The following is a 14,330-nucleotide window of genomic DNA, read 5'->3' as shown; positions in this document are numbered from 1 at the left end:
GGGGCACCCCATCCTTCACGTCGCAATCAGCCTGCTCGAATGCGACAGAAGTCAGTGCAGCGCCCCGGATTACTGGCGATTGCTCTGGAACACCAGTGCGTTGTAGATGTGCAGCAGTCGCCCGGCCGAGCCGCTCGGCGCCATCGAGGGCGAATCAAGCATGCGTCGTTCGAAGTCGGTGTAGGGCGTGTTCGCGCTGACGCGCTGCAGGCGCTCCTTGCCTTCGCGGCGGAAGTTCTCGGCCTCGCGTTCGAAGCTGTTCCAGTCCAGCTTGCCCGGCTCCTGATCGGCCACCTTGGCATGCGCTTCGTCGGAAATGCGGTTGAAGGCGTCCAGCCGCTCCCGTGCCCGGGCCACGTCGAAGTCGTCTTCGCCCATCATCTCCATGATCGCTTTCGCTTCCAGCATCATCGCCAGTCGGTAGTACTCGCGGGTGCGTCCTTCAGCCTGCTCCAGCGCCTTGAGCTGTTCGCGCTGGGCAGCGTCGTTCTGGCGCTCGAGTTCGGTGTTGAATGTTTCACTGGCAACGACGAAATCCTTGAAGGCGGTCATCAACGGCGCGTGCAGCTGCTTGCCCTTGGCAAACCCGTCGTCTTCGTAGTCCTGACGCTCGTAGTAGTCGTGGGCTTCCTTGCTGATCGGCACCAGCGCCTTCAGCGCCTGCTGGTAGTGGCCCGCAGCGACATCGAGATCGGCAAGCGCCGGCTTGGCAGCGATCGCCTCGGTCACGGGGCCCTCGCATTGCTTCATATCGTAATCGCCGATCTCGAACGGTCCGTACACGTTCGTCTCGCGCCCGCTCGGGCCGGCATCCACGTCCTTGATCCAGCGCGTGTAGGACTGGATGCTGCCGTGCGTTTTCGAATCAAGCGCGTTGAAGCAGCCGATGTAGGCATTGAGCTTTGCGGTCAACTGCTGTTGGGCGTCGGCCGGCGCCGTGCTGGCCTCCGGCTTGCCGGCGGAACCCGTGTCGCCGACGGTTGCGGGCGCCTTGCCACCACAGGCAGCCAGAAGAAGCGACAGCGAAGCGGCCAGCGCCGCGATGGAAAGAGTACGTGACATGGGCTCACATCCCTGTTGAAAACGATTACAGCCGTGCATTTTAGCGCAGCCGGCCGAAGGCGGCAGCCATCGGCCTTTCCCTACCGGCTGGCTCAATCCAAGAATAGATCCGGCAGCAACGGACGCGACGCATCCACCGCATACCCGGAAAGATCGGTCACGCCAGCTTCGGCCAGTACCTCGTCATCGATCAGGAAACGGCCGTGGAAACCGGCCGCCTCGCGCACCAGCACCGCGTGTGCAGCGTCGGCCATGATCTGCGGCGTGCGGCAGCCACCGACGTCCACGCCGGGAATCATGTTGATCGCATCGGTCGCAATGACCGTGCGCGGCCACAGCGCATTGACCGCCACGCCCTGCGGACCGAACTCGGCGGCCAGGCCGAGGGTGACAAAGCTCATGCCCATCTTCGCCAGCGTGTAGCCGGTATGCGCGCCCCACCACTTGGGATCGAGGCTTGGCGGCGGTGCGAGGGTCAGGATATGCGGGTTCGGCGCCTGCAGCAGGTACGGCAGGCAGGCCTGCGCGCACAGGAAGCTGCCGCGCGAATTGACCTGCTGCATCAGGTCGAAGCGCTTCATCGGCGTATCCAGGGTGCCACGCAACCAGATGGCGCTGGCGTTGTTGACCAGGATGTCGATGCCGCCGAAGGTATCCACGGTGGCGGCAACCGCCGCCTGCACCTGGTCTTCCTCGCGGATGTCGCACTTCAGCGCCAGGCCCTGGCCACCGGCTGCGGTCACGGCCTCGGCGGCACTGTGGATGGTACCGGGCAGCTTGGGATTGGGCACCGACGACCTGGCAGCAATGGCGACGTTGGCGCCGTCGCGCGCGGCGCGCAACGCGATGGCCAGGCCGATGCCGCGCGAGGCACCGGTGATGAAAAGGGTTTTGCCCTGCAGACTGCCCACGTTCCACACTCCAGCGTATGCAATGAGCCGCTAGTATGCCGCGCCGACGCAGAGTTCACCGCACGTTGACGATACTGGCGCCCCGGTCACTGCACGAGGTCCATGCCATGCGCCGTTCCCGCCTGTTGTTGCCTGCCCTGGGCCTGGCCCTGCTCACCGCCTGCCAGGGCCGCTCGCCCGAACCCGGCAGCGCGCCGGCCAAGGATGACGCCGCCAGCGTCGACAAGGCCACCGGTGATGGCAAGCTGCGCTGGAGCGAGGCCGTTGTCTGGGATGGTGACCTCAACGCCTGCCGCCAGGGTGACAGCGCCGCCACCCGCGATTGCCTGCGCGATGCGATGCGATCCGGTGGGGCCAGTACTGATGCGGTCACTGCGGCCGAGCAGCTGTCCACCGGTGGCGAACTGGCCTACGTGACTGCCTGGCATGAACACGACGGCCTGGGCGTGGCCACCGTCGAATATCCGTTCCGCGCCAATACCAATGAAGGCACGCGCCTGGTCGATGCCGCAGGCAAGCGTATCGACGTGGATGCGGTGCAGCTGGACGATACGCTGCGCGCCGATCCCGGCGTGCAGGAGGTGATCAAGGCGCATCCGCAGGCTACGCCGTTCGCGCCAGCGCAGGCTGCGGGTACCACACCGCTGGACGGCGGCGGCATCCGCTTGCTGTACCGCACGCCGCTGCGCGACTGCCATGCGTGCCCGGACGTGGGCCAGCTGCAGATCGGCTATGACTTCGATGGCAAGCGCAACTTCATCGGCCAGCAGGTGGTGCCGGTGACACCGTAGGGGTTTGTCGCGCCCTGCGGCAACGCGCATCCACGCATGGCGTGGATCTACTGATATCCGCGCACCTGCCTGCTCAGCAGGTGCGGCGCGATCCATCGATGCACCGGCGCCACCGGCAGCATGTACAGGCGGCCGAACGCGTTGTGGGTGTGCACCACCGTCGCCACTTCCAGTGTATCGCCCTGCCATTGCAATGCCAGCTGCACGCGTAGATGGCGGTCGTTGTCTTCCAGCACGATGGCATCCTCGTCCAGCGCCTGCAGGGTGAAGATGCCGAGGCGTTGCCCAGGCTGCGGATCGGCGGTCTGCTGCACCGCGCGCAGCGAGCCGAGATCCTTCATGCCCAGCAGCCGCATGCCGCTGTTGCGCAGCGCCATCAGTCCATCGAACCAGCCGGGCACCGTCGCCGCCATATCGCGGTAGGCCTGCAGCGCCGAACGGCCGTTGCGTGGCGCTGCCGCCTGGCAGGCATGGACGAAATCGGCACCCGGCAGTTGCGAACGCAGCACGCTGCCTTCGCTCAGCTGGGCGCTCACGGCTTGGGGCCCTGCCCTTCGTTGTCTTCCCAGTGCAGGATGCGGCGGGTGACGAAGCGGTAGACCGGCTTGCCGGTGGCGAACCAGAGATCGCGTACCCACGAGGTGCGCTTGAGCACACGTTTCTCCACCGGCGTCAGCGACTCCCGGCAGTACATGCGCTTGTGCTTGAGCAGGTGGCGCAGGTCCTCGCGTGCCAACAGGCGCATCCAGCGCGAGCGCGGGTCGCCGATCACTGCCAGCTGGAAGTCGATCAGGGCCGGTCGACCGTCCCCGGTCACCAGCCAGTTGGCTTCCTTGGCCAGGTCGTTGTGGGCCACACCGCGCCGATGCAGCTGCTGCAGCAGGTGGCGTGCGGCGCGGAACCAGGCCACGTCACCGCGCGGCGGGCGCTGGTACATCGCATCGCCGGCCATGAAACTGCGGTCGAGGTGGCGACCGTCCCAGTCCAGCAGTTGCGGCACGTCGGCCATGCCGTGGATATGGCGCAATGCGCGCGCTTCGCGTCGCGCCAACCACCACGCAGGCAACCGCAACCACAGCGGCGTGGCCCCCAGATCACGGCGCACGAAGGGGCCTTCAGGCCCCTGCACGAGGAGGATCCGGCCGAAACTGTCGGCCTTCAGTGCATGCGTTGGCGCGTCGTTGGATACAGGCATGGCGACATTCTAGGCGATGGCGCCGGTTGCAAACGGTCACCAAGCGGCTGGGAACCAGTCACCTTCACGCCCCTATAATCGGGCAATGGACTCTTCATGGATCGACGCCACCCTCGCGTGGATTGCCGCTCATCCCGTGTTGGCGGGTGCGGTCATCTTTCTGATCGCCTTCTGCGATGCGGTCATCATTCTTGGCGCCATCGTGCCGGCGCTGCCGTTGCTGTTCGCCGTTGGCGTGTTCATCGGCCTGGGCCAGATATCCGGGCCGTATGCGGTTGCCGCTGCGGCACTGGGTGCGTTCGCCGGTGATGGCATCAGCTACTGGATAGGCCGGCGCTGGGGCGACCGCCTGCGTGGCGTCTGGCCATTCAGCCGCTACCCGCAGCTGCTTGATCGCGGCGAGAACCTGTTCCGCCGCAATGCATTCAAGAGCATCCTGATCGCCCGCTATGTCGGTGCCATCCGGCCATTCGTGCCCGCCATCGCCGGCATGATGAAAATGCCCGCCAGCCGTTACGTGCAGGCCAGTGGCATCGCCAGTATTTCCTGGGCCGTGCTGTTCCTGGCACCGGGCTGGATTCTCGGCGAAGCCTATGATGCCGTCGCTGCTGTAGCCGGCCGGCTGGTGGTGGTGGTGGGCTTGCTGGCAGTGATCCTCAGCCTGGTCTGGGCCATCGTGCTGTACGGCTATCGCTGGTCGGCCGCGCGCATGGACAGCTGGCTGGCACGCCTGCTCGACTGGTCCAACCGACACCCGACGCTGGGCCGCTACACGGTGGGCGTGCTCGACCCCAAGCGCCGCGAATCGGTGCCGCTGGCGATGCTGGCGCTGATGCTGCTGGTGCTGGGCTGGGGCTGGTTCGCGCTGCTGACGGTGGTGGTCGCCCATGGCGAGCCGTTGGCGGTGGACCTGCTGGTGCACCAGGCGATGCTGGCCCTGCGCAATCCGCTGGCCGACTACCCGATGGCCGCGTTGGCCTCGCTCGGCGCATGGCAGGTGCTGCTGCCCGCAACCGCTGCCGCGATGGGCTACCTGGTCTGGCGCCGGCGCTGGATGGCGGCCGCCCATTGGCTGGCCGCATTGGCCTTCGGCCTGGCCCTGACCAAACTGCTCGGTACCACCGTCGATGTGGTGCGCCCGGTCGATGCCAGCAGCGGCTTCGGCTTCCCCTCGGTGTCGGTGACCATGGCCACCATCACCTTCGGCTTCTTCGCGGTGCTGATTGCCCGTGAGATGCCCGGCCGCACCCGCGTCTGGCCCTACCTGGTGTCGGGCATCGTGGTCAGCCTGATCGGCTTCTCGCGGCTGTACCTGGGCGCGCATTGGCTGAGCGATGTGATCGGCGGCATGCTGTTCGGCACGTTCTGGCTGCTGGTGCTGGGCATCGCCTACCGCCGCCGCTTCAACCGCTCGTTCTGGGTGAAGCCGGTGGCGTGGCTGTTCTACGGTGTCTTCGCGGTGGCGGCGATGTGGTACGCGCCACGCAACATCCCGGTGAAGCTGGAACGCTTCGAACCGACCCTGCCGGCACCACAGGCCATGGGCCTGCGGGCCTGGTGGCAGCATGACTGGGTGACGCTGCCGGCGCGCCGCAACGAGTTCGACGACGACCAGCGCTGGCCGCTGGACGTGCAGGTGGCCGGGCCGCTGGCGCCACTGCAGGCACAGCTGGAAGCACGCGGCTGGAAGCGGCAGGAACAGGCGGGCTGGCAGCAGGCGCTGCTGATGCTGGACAAGAACACCGGCGCCGACGAACTGCCGGTACTGCCGGCAACACTGGATACGCGCGTTGAAGCACTGCTGATGGTGCGCCAGGGCGCGCGGGCCGACGAGCGTTACGTGCTGCGCCTGTGGCAGGCGCCGGCGCAGCTGCAGCCGGGAGACACCCCGTTGTGGCTGGGCAGCGCACAGACCCTGCGCTACGAGCGCCACTTCCAGTGGATCGGCATGTGGCACCCGGTGCGTGGCATCGACCCGGCGCTGAACGCGGTCAAGGAGGCGGTGCAGTCGCTGCCGCAGCGCGAGGATATGCAGCCGGAGACCGGGCTGCCGGTACTGCGGTTGAAGACCGCCACGCCGTAACGAAGCCGCCGTGCATGGCCCGGCGCTACCGTCCCGCTCTGGTAGTTGCCAACCTTGGTTGCCGCTTTCGGGAAAGGCTGCCAACCAAGGCTGGCAGCCACCGACGACGCCGGGCCATGCCCGGCGAGCACGGCGGCCGGTTTTTTACGGCATCCAGCCCAGCAGCTGCTGCAGGCGCTGGTGCGGGTCGTCCAGCTGCAGCAGCTGCAGGCGCTGCTGCTCGCTCAGCGGCAGAAGCTCGGCCAACCGCCAGCTGACCCAGCTGGCCTGGTCCATCAAGGCCGGCGTGGCCGGTGCGAACGCCGTGCCCGCTTGCTCGATGATGTGGTCCAGTACCGTGGCCAGCAACGCATGCTGCGGACGCAGTTCGTCATCGGGATCCTCATCGCACCAACGCACATCGGCAACCACCAGCCCGTTGTCGCGCACGCGCGTGCGCTCGACGTGGAAACGACGGGTGCCGCGCAATCGCAGCTGCAGCACGCCATCGGCGCCGACATCGAAATCCTCGATCTTCACCTGCACGCCGAAGGCGGCCGGCGTTGCCGGCGCTCCCACTTCGTTTCCTTCCAGGATCAGGCAGACTCCGAAACCTTCACCGCTGCGGCCGGTTTCGCGCACCAGATCCAGGTAGCGTGGCTCGAAGACACGCAGGCCGATGGCTGCGCCCGGCAGCAGCGTCGTATGCAGCGGGAACAGCGGCAGCGAACCCTCACTGCTCATCGTGCCTGCAGCCCTGCAAGGAAGCGGCGCGGCGCGCCGTCGAAGCCGCCGTTGGACATGAACACCACATGGTCGCCGCTGCGCACGTCGGCCTGCAGCTGCGCCAACAGCGCATCGGTGTCGGCCACCGCATGCGCCTGTCCGCGCACCGCCGCGATCACCGCTGCCGCATCCCAGGCCAGCTCCGGGCGGTGCAGGAACACCACCTCATCGGCGAGTGCCAACGATGGTGCCAGTGCTTGTGCGTGAGCGCCCAACCGCATCGAATTGCTGCGCGGCTCCATCGCCACCACGATGCGGGCATCACCGACCCTGGCACGCAGGCCTTCGAGGGTGGTCGCAATCGCGGTCGGGTGATGGGCGAAGTCGTCGTAGACGGTGATGCCATCGTGGTTGCCGATCACTTCCATGCGCCGCTTGACGCTGCGGAAGCGCGCCAGCGCCGGGATCACCTCGGCCGGCGCGACACCGACTGCGTGCGCAGCGGCCAGTGCAGCCAGGCCATTGAGTACGTTGTGCCGGCCCAGCAGCGACCAGTGCACATCACCCAGCGCCTGCCCACGATGATGGACGCGGAACGCGCTGCCATCGGCAGCCAGCAGCTCGGCATGCCATTCCAGCGCGGGGTCGAAGCCGAAGCGTTCGACCGGGGTCCAGCAGCCCATCGCCAGCACTTCGGCCAGGTGCGCATCTTCGCCGTTGACGATCAGGCGGCCACGCGCCGGCACGGTACGTACCAGGTGGTGGAACTGGCGCTGGATCGCCGCCACATCCGGGAAGATGTCGGCATGGTCGTATTCGAGGTTGTTGAGGATCGCCACCAGCGGTCGGTAGTGCACGAACTTGCTGCGCTTGTCGAAGAACGCGGTGTCGTACTCGTCGGCTTCGACAACAAACTCGCGGCCCTGGCCCAAGCGGGCGGACACGCCGAAGTCCTCGGCCACGCCACCGATCAGGAAACCGGGGGAGCGACCGGCATTCTCCAGCAGCCAGGTCAGGATCGTGGTGGTAGTAGTCTTTCCATGGGTACCGGCCACGGCCAGGGTGTCACGGCCCGGCAGGACCTGCTCGGACAGCCACTGGGCGCCGGAAATGTAGCGCTGGCCGGCATCCAGGACGGCTTCGACGGCAGGATTGCCGCGCGACAGCGCGTTGCCGATCACCACCTGCCCGGTGCCCTCCGGCACGCTGTCGGCGCGGTAGCCCTGGTCCAGGGTGATGCCCAGCTGCTCGAGCTGGGTCGACATCGGCGGATAGATGGCCTGGTCGCTGCCACTGACCGTATGGCCCAGTTCCCGCGCCAGGGCGGCCACGCCACCCATGAAGGTGCCGGCGATTGCAAGGATATGTACGCTGCTCATGACCGGGGATTGTGACCGATCACGGCTGTATAGGGCCATTGTCAGCACCGGGGTAAGAGAACCCCTACAGCTGCTGTGAGAAAACTCCAGCCACATGTCAGGGAATTCCTGATAGCGATGTTCTGTGAACCCGGACACAATTCAGGATGCCAGCTGCAGTACCCGAACCGGTCCTACTCCCCAAGAGGCCATCCCCAAGGGAGCTCATGCTGCGGGGGCCCTGAGCAAGCCCTTTGCTGGCACCTATGAAACGAAACAGGCCTGGTCCTCGCGGATCAGGCCTGTTTTTTTGCGCCAGCGCGGGCCGGCACCAACCGGCCAAGCGGGTCAGCGCTTGATCGCCGCCAGGATGCGGGCTTCGATCTCGTCCAGTTCGCCGACGCCATCGACGCGTGCCAGGGTGCCCCGGCCGGCGTAGAAGTCGACCACCGGAGCAGTCTGCTCGGTGTAGACCTGCAGGCGCTTGCGCACCGATTCCGGATTGTCGTCAGCGCGGCCCTGCTCCTGCGCACGGCCGGCGATGCGCTCGACCAGCAGCTCGGTGGCCACGTCCAGCTGCACCACGGCGTCCAGCGGCTGGCCGATTTCGGCCAGCATGCCGTCCAGTGCGTTGGCCTGGGCCACGTTGCGCGGATAGCCGTCAAGAATGAAGCCCTTGGCGACGTCGGCCTGGGCCAGGCGCGACTTCAGCATGCCCAGCAGGATCTCATCGGACACCAGGTTGCCGGCATCCATCACCGACTTTGCCTGCTTGCCCAGCTCCGAGCCGGCGGCAATTTCAGCGCGCAGCATGTCGCCGGTGGAGATGTGGGCGATCTCGAGCTTTTCCTTCAGGCGCGTCGCCTGTGTCCCCTTGCCCGAACCGGGCGGTCCCAACAGAACCAATCGCATTGACCTGACTCCAACGTGTTGAAAATAAAGAAGGTTCGCGCCCCGGACGGTCCGGTATCGCTGCACCGCAATAGCGCCACTTTAGCGCATCCGGGTAATGTCCCTGCAATGTCCCCTCCCCCAAGCAGGTAGAAGCATGCGCAACGGCACCCTCCTTTACGCCCAGTCCGGCGGCGTCACCGCCGTCATCAACGCCACTGCCGCGGCGGTGATCGAACAGGCCCGCGCCAAGGGAATCAAGGTCCTGGCTGCGCGCAACGGCATCCTCGGCGCCCTGCGCGAGGAGCTGATCGACACCAGCAAGGAGAGTGCTGCGGCCATCCGCGCCCTGGCCCACACCCCCGGCGGCGCGTTCGGCTCGTGCCGGGTCAAGCTGAAGTCGCTGGAGGCCGACCGGGCCCGTTACGACCGCCTGCTGGAGGTACTGCGCACCCATGACGTGCGCTGGTTCCTCTACAACGGTGGCAACGACTCGGCCGATACCGCACTGAAGGTGTCGCAGCTGGCAAAAAGCTCCGGCTACGACCTGACCTGCATCGGCGTGCCCAAGACCATCGACAACGACCTGGCGGTGACCGACACCTGCCCCGGCTTCGGCTCGGCGGCCAAGTACACGGCCGTGTCGGTGCGCGAAGCGGCGTTGGACGTGGCGGCGATGGCCGAGACCTCCACCCGCGTCTTCATCTACGAGGCGATGGGCCGCCACGCCGGCTGGCTGGCCGCGGCCGCCGGCCTGGCCGGCACCGGCGAGGACGACGCCCCGCACATCATCCTGCTGCCCGAACGCGCCTATGACGAGGCCACGTTCCTGACCAAGGTCAAGGCCGTGGTCGACCGCGTGGGCTACTGCGTGGTGGTGGCGTCGGAAGGCATCGCCACCGCCGATGGCCGCTTCGTCGCCGACGCCGGCGGCGGCAAGGACTCCTTCGGCCATTCGCAGCTGGGCGGCGTGGCCGCGCACCTGGCCGGGCGGGTCAAGGACCAGTTGGGGCTGAAGGTGCATTGGGCCCTGCCCGACTACCTGCAGCGCTCAGCCCGCCACCTGGCCAGCAGAACCGACTGGGAACAGGCCCAGGCGGTAGGCAAGGCTGCGGTGCAGCTGGCGCTGAAGGGCCAGAATGGGGTGATGCCGGTGATCGTGCGCAGCAGCGATGCGCCGTATCGCTGGAAGATCGAAGCCGCACCACTGTCGAAGATCGCCAACCACGAGAAGAAGATGCCGGCCAGCTTCATCCGTCGCGATGGATTCGGCATCACGGCCAAGGCGCGCGCCTACCTGCAGCCGTTGATCAAGGGCGAAGCACCGCTGCCCTACGGTAGCGATGGCCTGCCCAAGTACGTGACGCTGAAGAACGTGGCGGTGAAGCAGAAGCTGCCAGCGTTCGAAGGCTGACCCCCTCCGTCCCCCTTTTTGCGAGGAATGCCATGGCCTTGCGTGTTGTTCGACTTGGCTCAGCGCGCGCGCGCGGTGAAGGCCTGCGCATCGGCACCGTGCGGCGCCCGCCGCGCGGTGTGCCGCGCAGCGAATTTGCCCGGCAGGACTGGTACGACGTCTGGTTTCCTACGCTGTCTCCCAGTGCGGAGCTGGTGAAACAGGCGCATGAGGCGAAGAGCGCCGCCGACTGGACGGCGTTCTTCCGTCACTACAACGCCGAAATGAAGGCGCCCGATGCAGCGCATGCGCTGGACCTGCTCGCGGCGCTGTCGCAGCACAGCGATATCGCGGTGGGCTGCTATTGCGAGGACGAGGCGCATTGCCACCGGTCGGCGCTGCGCGATCTGCTGGTGGCGCGCGGGGCGAAACTGGCGGAGTAATCCATCGGTTGCCGGCCAGCGGCCGGCACTACCCAGGTCTGCCACCCAGTAGATCCACGCCATGCGTGGATGCTCGGCCTCAATTGCAGGCCTTGCCTTCCATCTGCAGCTGCGCGGCGAACATCGTCACCTGCGGGATCTTGCCGGCGGCGGCCTGCTTCTTGGCTTCTTCCAGATAGATGCGTGACTGTCCCTGCCCATCCAGCGCCTGGGCGTTGTTCACCGGCAGACGCCACACGCGCACCACCGCCTGCTGCGCGGGGCAGGCGGCATTCGGCACACGGATCACATCATTGAGTTTCCAGCCCTTGTCGGCGCTGGGTTGCGCCTTGCTGTAGTCGACGAAGCGGGCACGCGGCTGGCACTGCTCGCTGCTGCGCACCGCCGAGAAACGGTAGGGCTCTGCGGCCTGGCCGGTGAACGCGCCTTCCAGGCGGGCACAGGCTTCGGGAATCTGCCGCAACGTGTGCACCGCGCCGACCGCTTGTGGTGCACCCACCGCGCGTTGCAGTTCCGGTGCTTCCGCCGCGAAGGCGGGCATGGCCGGGGCGAGAACGGCAAGCATCAACAGGGACAGGCGCATGGGGATTCTCCGACGGGACTGCGCGCAGGCTTGCAGAGGCTGGCTTAACGGGGTGCAAAGGTGGCGATGGGGACGACGGATATCGCGTCGATGCAGCAACCGCTGCGCTCGCCGGGCGCGGCCCGGCGCTACCATCCGGGCGCGGGTGCACGCATACTGCGGGCACCAGGGAATGCTGAACACCGCCATACGTCGGACGACCACCAAGGTCGGTACGGGTTGGTTCCAGGCTGCAGCCCGTCGTCCCCCTCGTGGTGCCGTTCATCGCCACTGGATGCTTGTCCATCCATTCTGCGGAGGGGTCTAATGCTGGAACGTCACGGGCTGTCATTGGCGCTGGGCTGCGCCATTCTCGCGATCCTGTACGGAATCGTCTCGGCGCGCTGGATCCTGCGCCAACCCACCGGCAATGAACGCATGGTCGCCATCGCTGCAGCCATCCAGGAGGGCGCGCGCGCCTACCTCAACCGCCAGTACCTGACCATCGGCATCGCCGGCGTGGTGCTGTTCGTCCTGGTCGGCGTCTTCCTGAGCTGGTATACCGCGATCGGCTTCGCCGTCGGTGCGGTGCTGTCCGGTGCAGCGGGCTACATCGGCATGAACGTATCGGTGCGCGCCAACGTACGCACCGCAGAGGCCGCGCGCCATGGCATCAGTGCAGCAATGGATGTGGCGTTCCGCGGCGGTGCGATCACCGGCATGCTGGTGGTCGGCCTGGGCCTGCTCGGCGTGGCCGGCTACTACACGCTGCTGCTGCGGCTGGGCCTGCCGATGGAACAGGCACTGCATGCACTGGTCGGCCTGGCCTTCGGTTCATCGCTGATCTCGATCTTCGCGCGCCTGGGCGGCGGCATCTTCACCAAGGGTGCCGATGTCGGCGCCGATCTGGTCGGCAAGGTCGAAGCGGGCATTCCCGAGGACGACCCGCGCAACCCGGCAGTGATCGCCGACAACGTCGGCGACAACGTGGGCGACTGCGCCGGCATGGCCGCCGACCTGTTTGAAACCTATGCGGTCACCGTGATCGCGACCATGCTGCTGGGCAGCCTGATGCTGGCCGAGGCCGGCGCCAATGCGGTGCTGTATCCGCTGGTGCTGGGCGGTGTTTCGATCATCGCTTCGATCATCGGCGCACTGTTTGTGAAGGTGAAGCCCGGTGGCTCGATCATGGGCGCGCTGTACAAGGGCGTGATCGTCTCCGGTGTGCTGGCAGCGATCGCGTTCTATCCCATCACCACCGGGCTGATGAGTGACAACGTGCACGGGCCGATGGCGCTGTATGGCTGTGCGCTGATCGGCCTGGTTCTGACCGGGCTGATCGTGTGGATCACCGAGTACTACACCGGTACCCAGTACAAGCCGGTGCAGCACGTGGCCCAGGCCTCGACCACCGGCCATGGCACCAACATCATCGCCGGCCTCGGCATCTCGATGAAATCCACCGCGTTGCCGGTGATTGCCGTCTGCGCGGCGATCTGGGGCGCACACGCACTGGCCGGGCTGTACGGCATCGCCATCGCCGCCACTGCAATGCTGTCGATGGCGGGCATGATCGTCGCACTCGATGCCTACGGGCCGATCACCGACAACGCCGGTGGCATCGCCGAGATGGCCGAGCTGCCTTCGGAAATCCGCGACATCACCGATCCGCTCGATGCGGTGGGCAACACCACCAAGGCGGTCACCAAGGGGTATGCCATCGGTTCGGCAGCACTGGCCGCGCTGGTGTTGTTCGCCGACTACACGCACAACCTGCAGGCGGCCAATCCCGGCCAGGAGTTCCGCTTCGACCTCAGCGACCACACCGTGATCATCGGCCTGCTGATCGGCGGCCTGATTCCATACCTGTTCGGTGCGATGGCGATGGAAGCCGTCGGTCGCGCAGCTGGTGCTGTGGTGGAGGAAGTGCGGCGGCAGTTCCGCGAGATCCCCGGCATCATGCAGGGCACGGCCAAGCCGCAGTACGACAAGGCGGTGGACATGCTGACCCGCTCGGCGATCCGCGAAATGATCGTGCCGTCGCTGCTGCCGGTGGCGGTGCCGGTGGTGGTCGGCCTGCTGCTGGGGCCACGCGCGCTGGGCGGGCTGCTGATCGGCACGATCGTCACCGGGCTGTTCGTGGCCATTTCGATGACCACCGGCGGCGGTGCCTGGGACAACGCCAAGAAGTACATCGAGGATGGCCACTTCGGCGGCAAGGGCAGCGAGGCGCACAAGGCAGCGGTAACCGGCGACACCGTGGGTGATCCGTACAAGGATACCGCCGGCCCGGCGATCAACCCGCTGATCAAGATCATCAACATCGTGGCGCTGCTGCTGGTGCCGTTGCTGTAGCAGGTGTGCGGCTGACGGCCATGATGATGGTCGTCGGCCGCACCTCTCCTCACCTCGGTCGATGCCTGCGCGCATCGACGGACGCAGGCTGTGCCAGGGCAGGCACGGCCCATACGAATCATGCGGGAGTTCCCCCGCCCCTGCTTGCGGTGATAATGCGGTTCCTTTCCATTACCAGCCCGCACCGATGATCACCACCGAACCGCGCATGACCAACCTTTTTCTGCAGCTGGGCCTGGATGCCAGTGCCGAGGGCATTGCCCGGTTCATCGCCGACCACCAGCTGGCGGCCGGAGTGGAAGTGGCCGACGCGGCATACTGGAACAATGCCCAGCGCCAGTTCCTGGCCGAGTCGCTGCAGGCAGACGCGGCCTGGACCACCGTGGTCGACGAACTGAACGAAGCGCTGCACGAAGCAGCGGTGAAGGCCGCGACCGGACAATAAGCGCCCGGTCCCAGGCAGCGGTGCGGACCCAGCGTCCGCACCGACCCGGCTGCGCCCACGGTCGAATACGTTCACTCGATACCGCCGAGCAGAGGCCAGACGCGTGGCGCGACGCAGTGCCAGCATCACGCCCAGC

14 protein-coding genes are annotated in these 14,330 nt (G+C 66.7%); 6 read left to right on the top strand and 8 right to left on the bottom strand.

Annotated features, from left to right (window positions below; genetic code table 11):
* Positions 1–69 precede the first annotated feature (69 nt).
* Together K5K93_RS16335 and K5K93_RS16330 are read right to left on the bottom strand one after the other, a co-directional pair.
* A complete protein-coding gene (locus K5K93_RS16335; RefSeq protein WP_222388426.1) occupies positions 70–1,062 on the bottom strand; it encodes a YiiG family protein in 993 nt (330 codons plus the stop codon).
* A gap of 92 nt (positions 1,063–1,154) precedes the next feature.
* Complete coding sequence (locus K5K93_RS16330; protein ID WP_222388425.1) at positions 1,155–1,973, bottom strand: NAD(P)-dependent oxidoreductase; 819 nt, start codon at positions 1,971–1,973, stop codon at positions 1,155–1,157.
* A 107-nt stretch (positions 1,974–2,080) separates the two neighbouring features.
* Here K5K93_RS16330 and K5K93_RS16325 point away from each other — a divergent pair, with 107 nt between their 5' ends.
* On the top strand, positions 2,081–2,764 hold the full coding sequence (locus K5K93_RS16325; RefSeq protein WP_140225563.1) for a hypothetical protein: 684 nt from the start codon (positions 2,081–2,083) through the stop codon (positions 2,762–2,764).
* Between the two features lie 47 nt (positions 2,765–2,811).
* On the opposite strand, the gene K5K93_RS16320 is transcribed toward K5K93_RS16325, so the two are convergent.
* Together K5K93_RS16320 and K5K93_RS16315 are read right to left on the bottom strand one after the other, a co-directional pair.
* Positions 2,812–3,300, bottom strand: a complete 489-nt coding sequence (locus K5K93_RS16320; RefSeq protein ID WP_140225562.1) for a DUF2867 domain-containing protein — start codon at positions 3,298–3,300, stop codon at positions 2,812–2,814.
* The gene (locus tag K5K93_RS16315) at positions 3,297–3,959 is read right to left on the bottom strand and encodes a serine/threonine-protein kinase (RefSeq protein WP_222388424.1); all 663 of its coding nucleotides are present in this window, start codon (positions 3,957–3,959) and stop codon (positions 3,297–3,299) included. The genes K5K93_RS16320 and K5K93_RS16315 overlap by 4 nt, the downstream gene beginning before the upstream one ends.
* An 85-nt stretch (positions 3,960–4,044) precedes the next feature.
* Between K5K93_RS16315 and K5K93_RS16310 the strand changes: the two genes are divergently transcribed.
* Positions 4,045–6,042, top strand: coding sequence for a bifunctional DedA family/phosphatase PAP2 family protein (locus K5K93_RS16310; protein ID WP_222388423.1), 1,998 nt, complete (start codon positions 4,045–4,047; stop codon positions 6,040–6,042).
* 144 nt (positions 6,043–6,186) lie between these two features.
* Here the strand turns inward: K5K93_RS16310 and K5K93_RS16305 are convergent, their stop codons facing one another.
* The 3 genes from K5K93_RS16305 to K5K93_RS16295 all read right to left on the bottom strand — a co-directional run bounded on the left by K5K93_RS16305 (position 6,187) and on the right by K5K93_RS16295 (position 9,017).
* Positions 6,187–6,765 (bottom strand): LON peptidase substrate-binding domain-containing protein, encoded by a 579-nt coding sequence (locus K5K93_RS16305; RefSeq protein WP_093817939.1) that lies wholly within the window; start codon positions 6,763–6,765, stop codon positions 6,187–6,189.
* Positions 6,762–8,126 carry a UDP-N-acetylmuramate:L-alanyl-gamma-D-glutamyl-meso-diaminopimelate ligase gene (gene mpl / locus K5K93_RS16300; RefSeq protein ID WP_032976743.1) on the bottom strand — a complete coding sequence of 455 codons (1,365 nt, stop codon included), beginning with the start codon at positions 8,124–8,126 and terminating at the stop codon, positions 6,762–6,764. Before mpl ends, K5K93_RS16305 begins: the two co-directional genes overlap by 4 nt.
* Before the next feature lie 327 nt (positions 8,127–8,453).
* Positions 8,454–9,017, bottom strand: coding sequence for an adenylate kinase (locus K5K93_RS16295; RefSeq protein WP_025874177.1), 564 nt, complete (start codon positions 9,015–9,017; stop codon positions 8,454–8,456).
* A 136-nt stretch (positions 9,018–9,153) separates the two neighbouring features.
* Between K5K93_RS16295 and K5K93_RS16290 the strand changes: the two genes are divergently transcribed.
* A complete protein-coding gene (locus K5K93_RS16290; protein WP_222388422.1) occupies positions 9,154–10,410 on the top strand; it encodes a 6-phosphofructokinase in 1,257 nt (418 codons plus the stop codon).
* 32 nt (positions 10,411–10,442) lie between these two features.
* The gene (locus K5K93_RS16285; RefSeq protein ID WP_093817942.1) at positions 10,443–10,832 is read left to right on the top strand and encodes a DUF488 family protein; all 390 of its coding nucleotides are present in this window, start codon (positions 10,443–10,445) and stop codon (positions 10,830–10,832) included.
* 79 nt (positions 10,833–10,911) lie between these two features.
* Here K5K93_RS16285 and K5K93_RS16280 read toward each other — a convergent pair whose 3' ends face one another.
* Positions 10,912–11,415, bottom strand: a complete 504-nt coding sequence (locus K5K93_RS16280) for a hypothetical protein (protein WP_222388421.1) — start codon at positions 11,413–11,415, stop codon at positions 10,912–10,914.
* Positions 11,416–11,721: 306 nt separating this feature from the next.
* Here K5K93_RS16280 and K5K93_RS16275 point away from each other — a divergent pair, with 306 nt between their 5' ends.
* Complete coding sequence (locus K5K93_RS16275; protein WP_222388420.1) at positions 11,722–13,749, top strand: sodium-translocating pyrophosphatase; 2,028 nt, start codon at positions 11,722–11,724, stop codon at positions 13,747–13,749.
* Between the two features lie 187 nt (positions 13,750–13,936).
* The gene (locus K5K93_RS16270; protein ID WP_093817945.1) at positions 13,937–14,194 is read left to right on the top strand and encodes a DUF2789 domain-containing protein; all 258 of its coding nucleotides are present in this window, start codon (positions 13,937–13,939) and stop codon (positions 14,192–14,194) included.
* Positions 14,195–14,330: the final 136 nt, after the last annotated feature.

Origin of the sequence: Stenotrophomonas sp. DR822 (assembly GCF_019793815.1) — a bacterium.
Lineage (GTDB): Bacteria > Pseudomonadota > Gammaproteobacteria > Xanthomonadales > Xanthomonadaceae > Stenotrophomonas > Stenotrophomonas indicatrix.
This window is presented reverse-complemented; position numbering and strand designations above follow the sequence as displayed.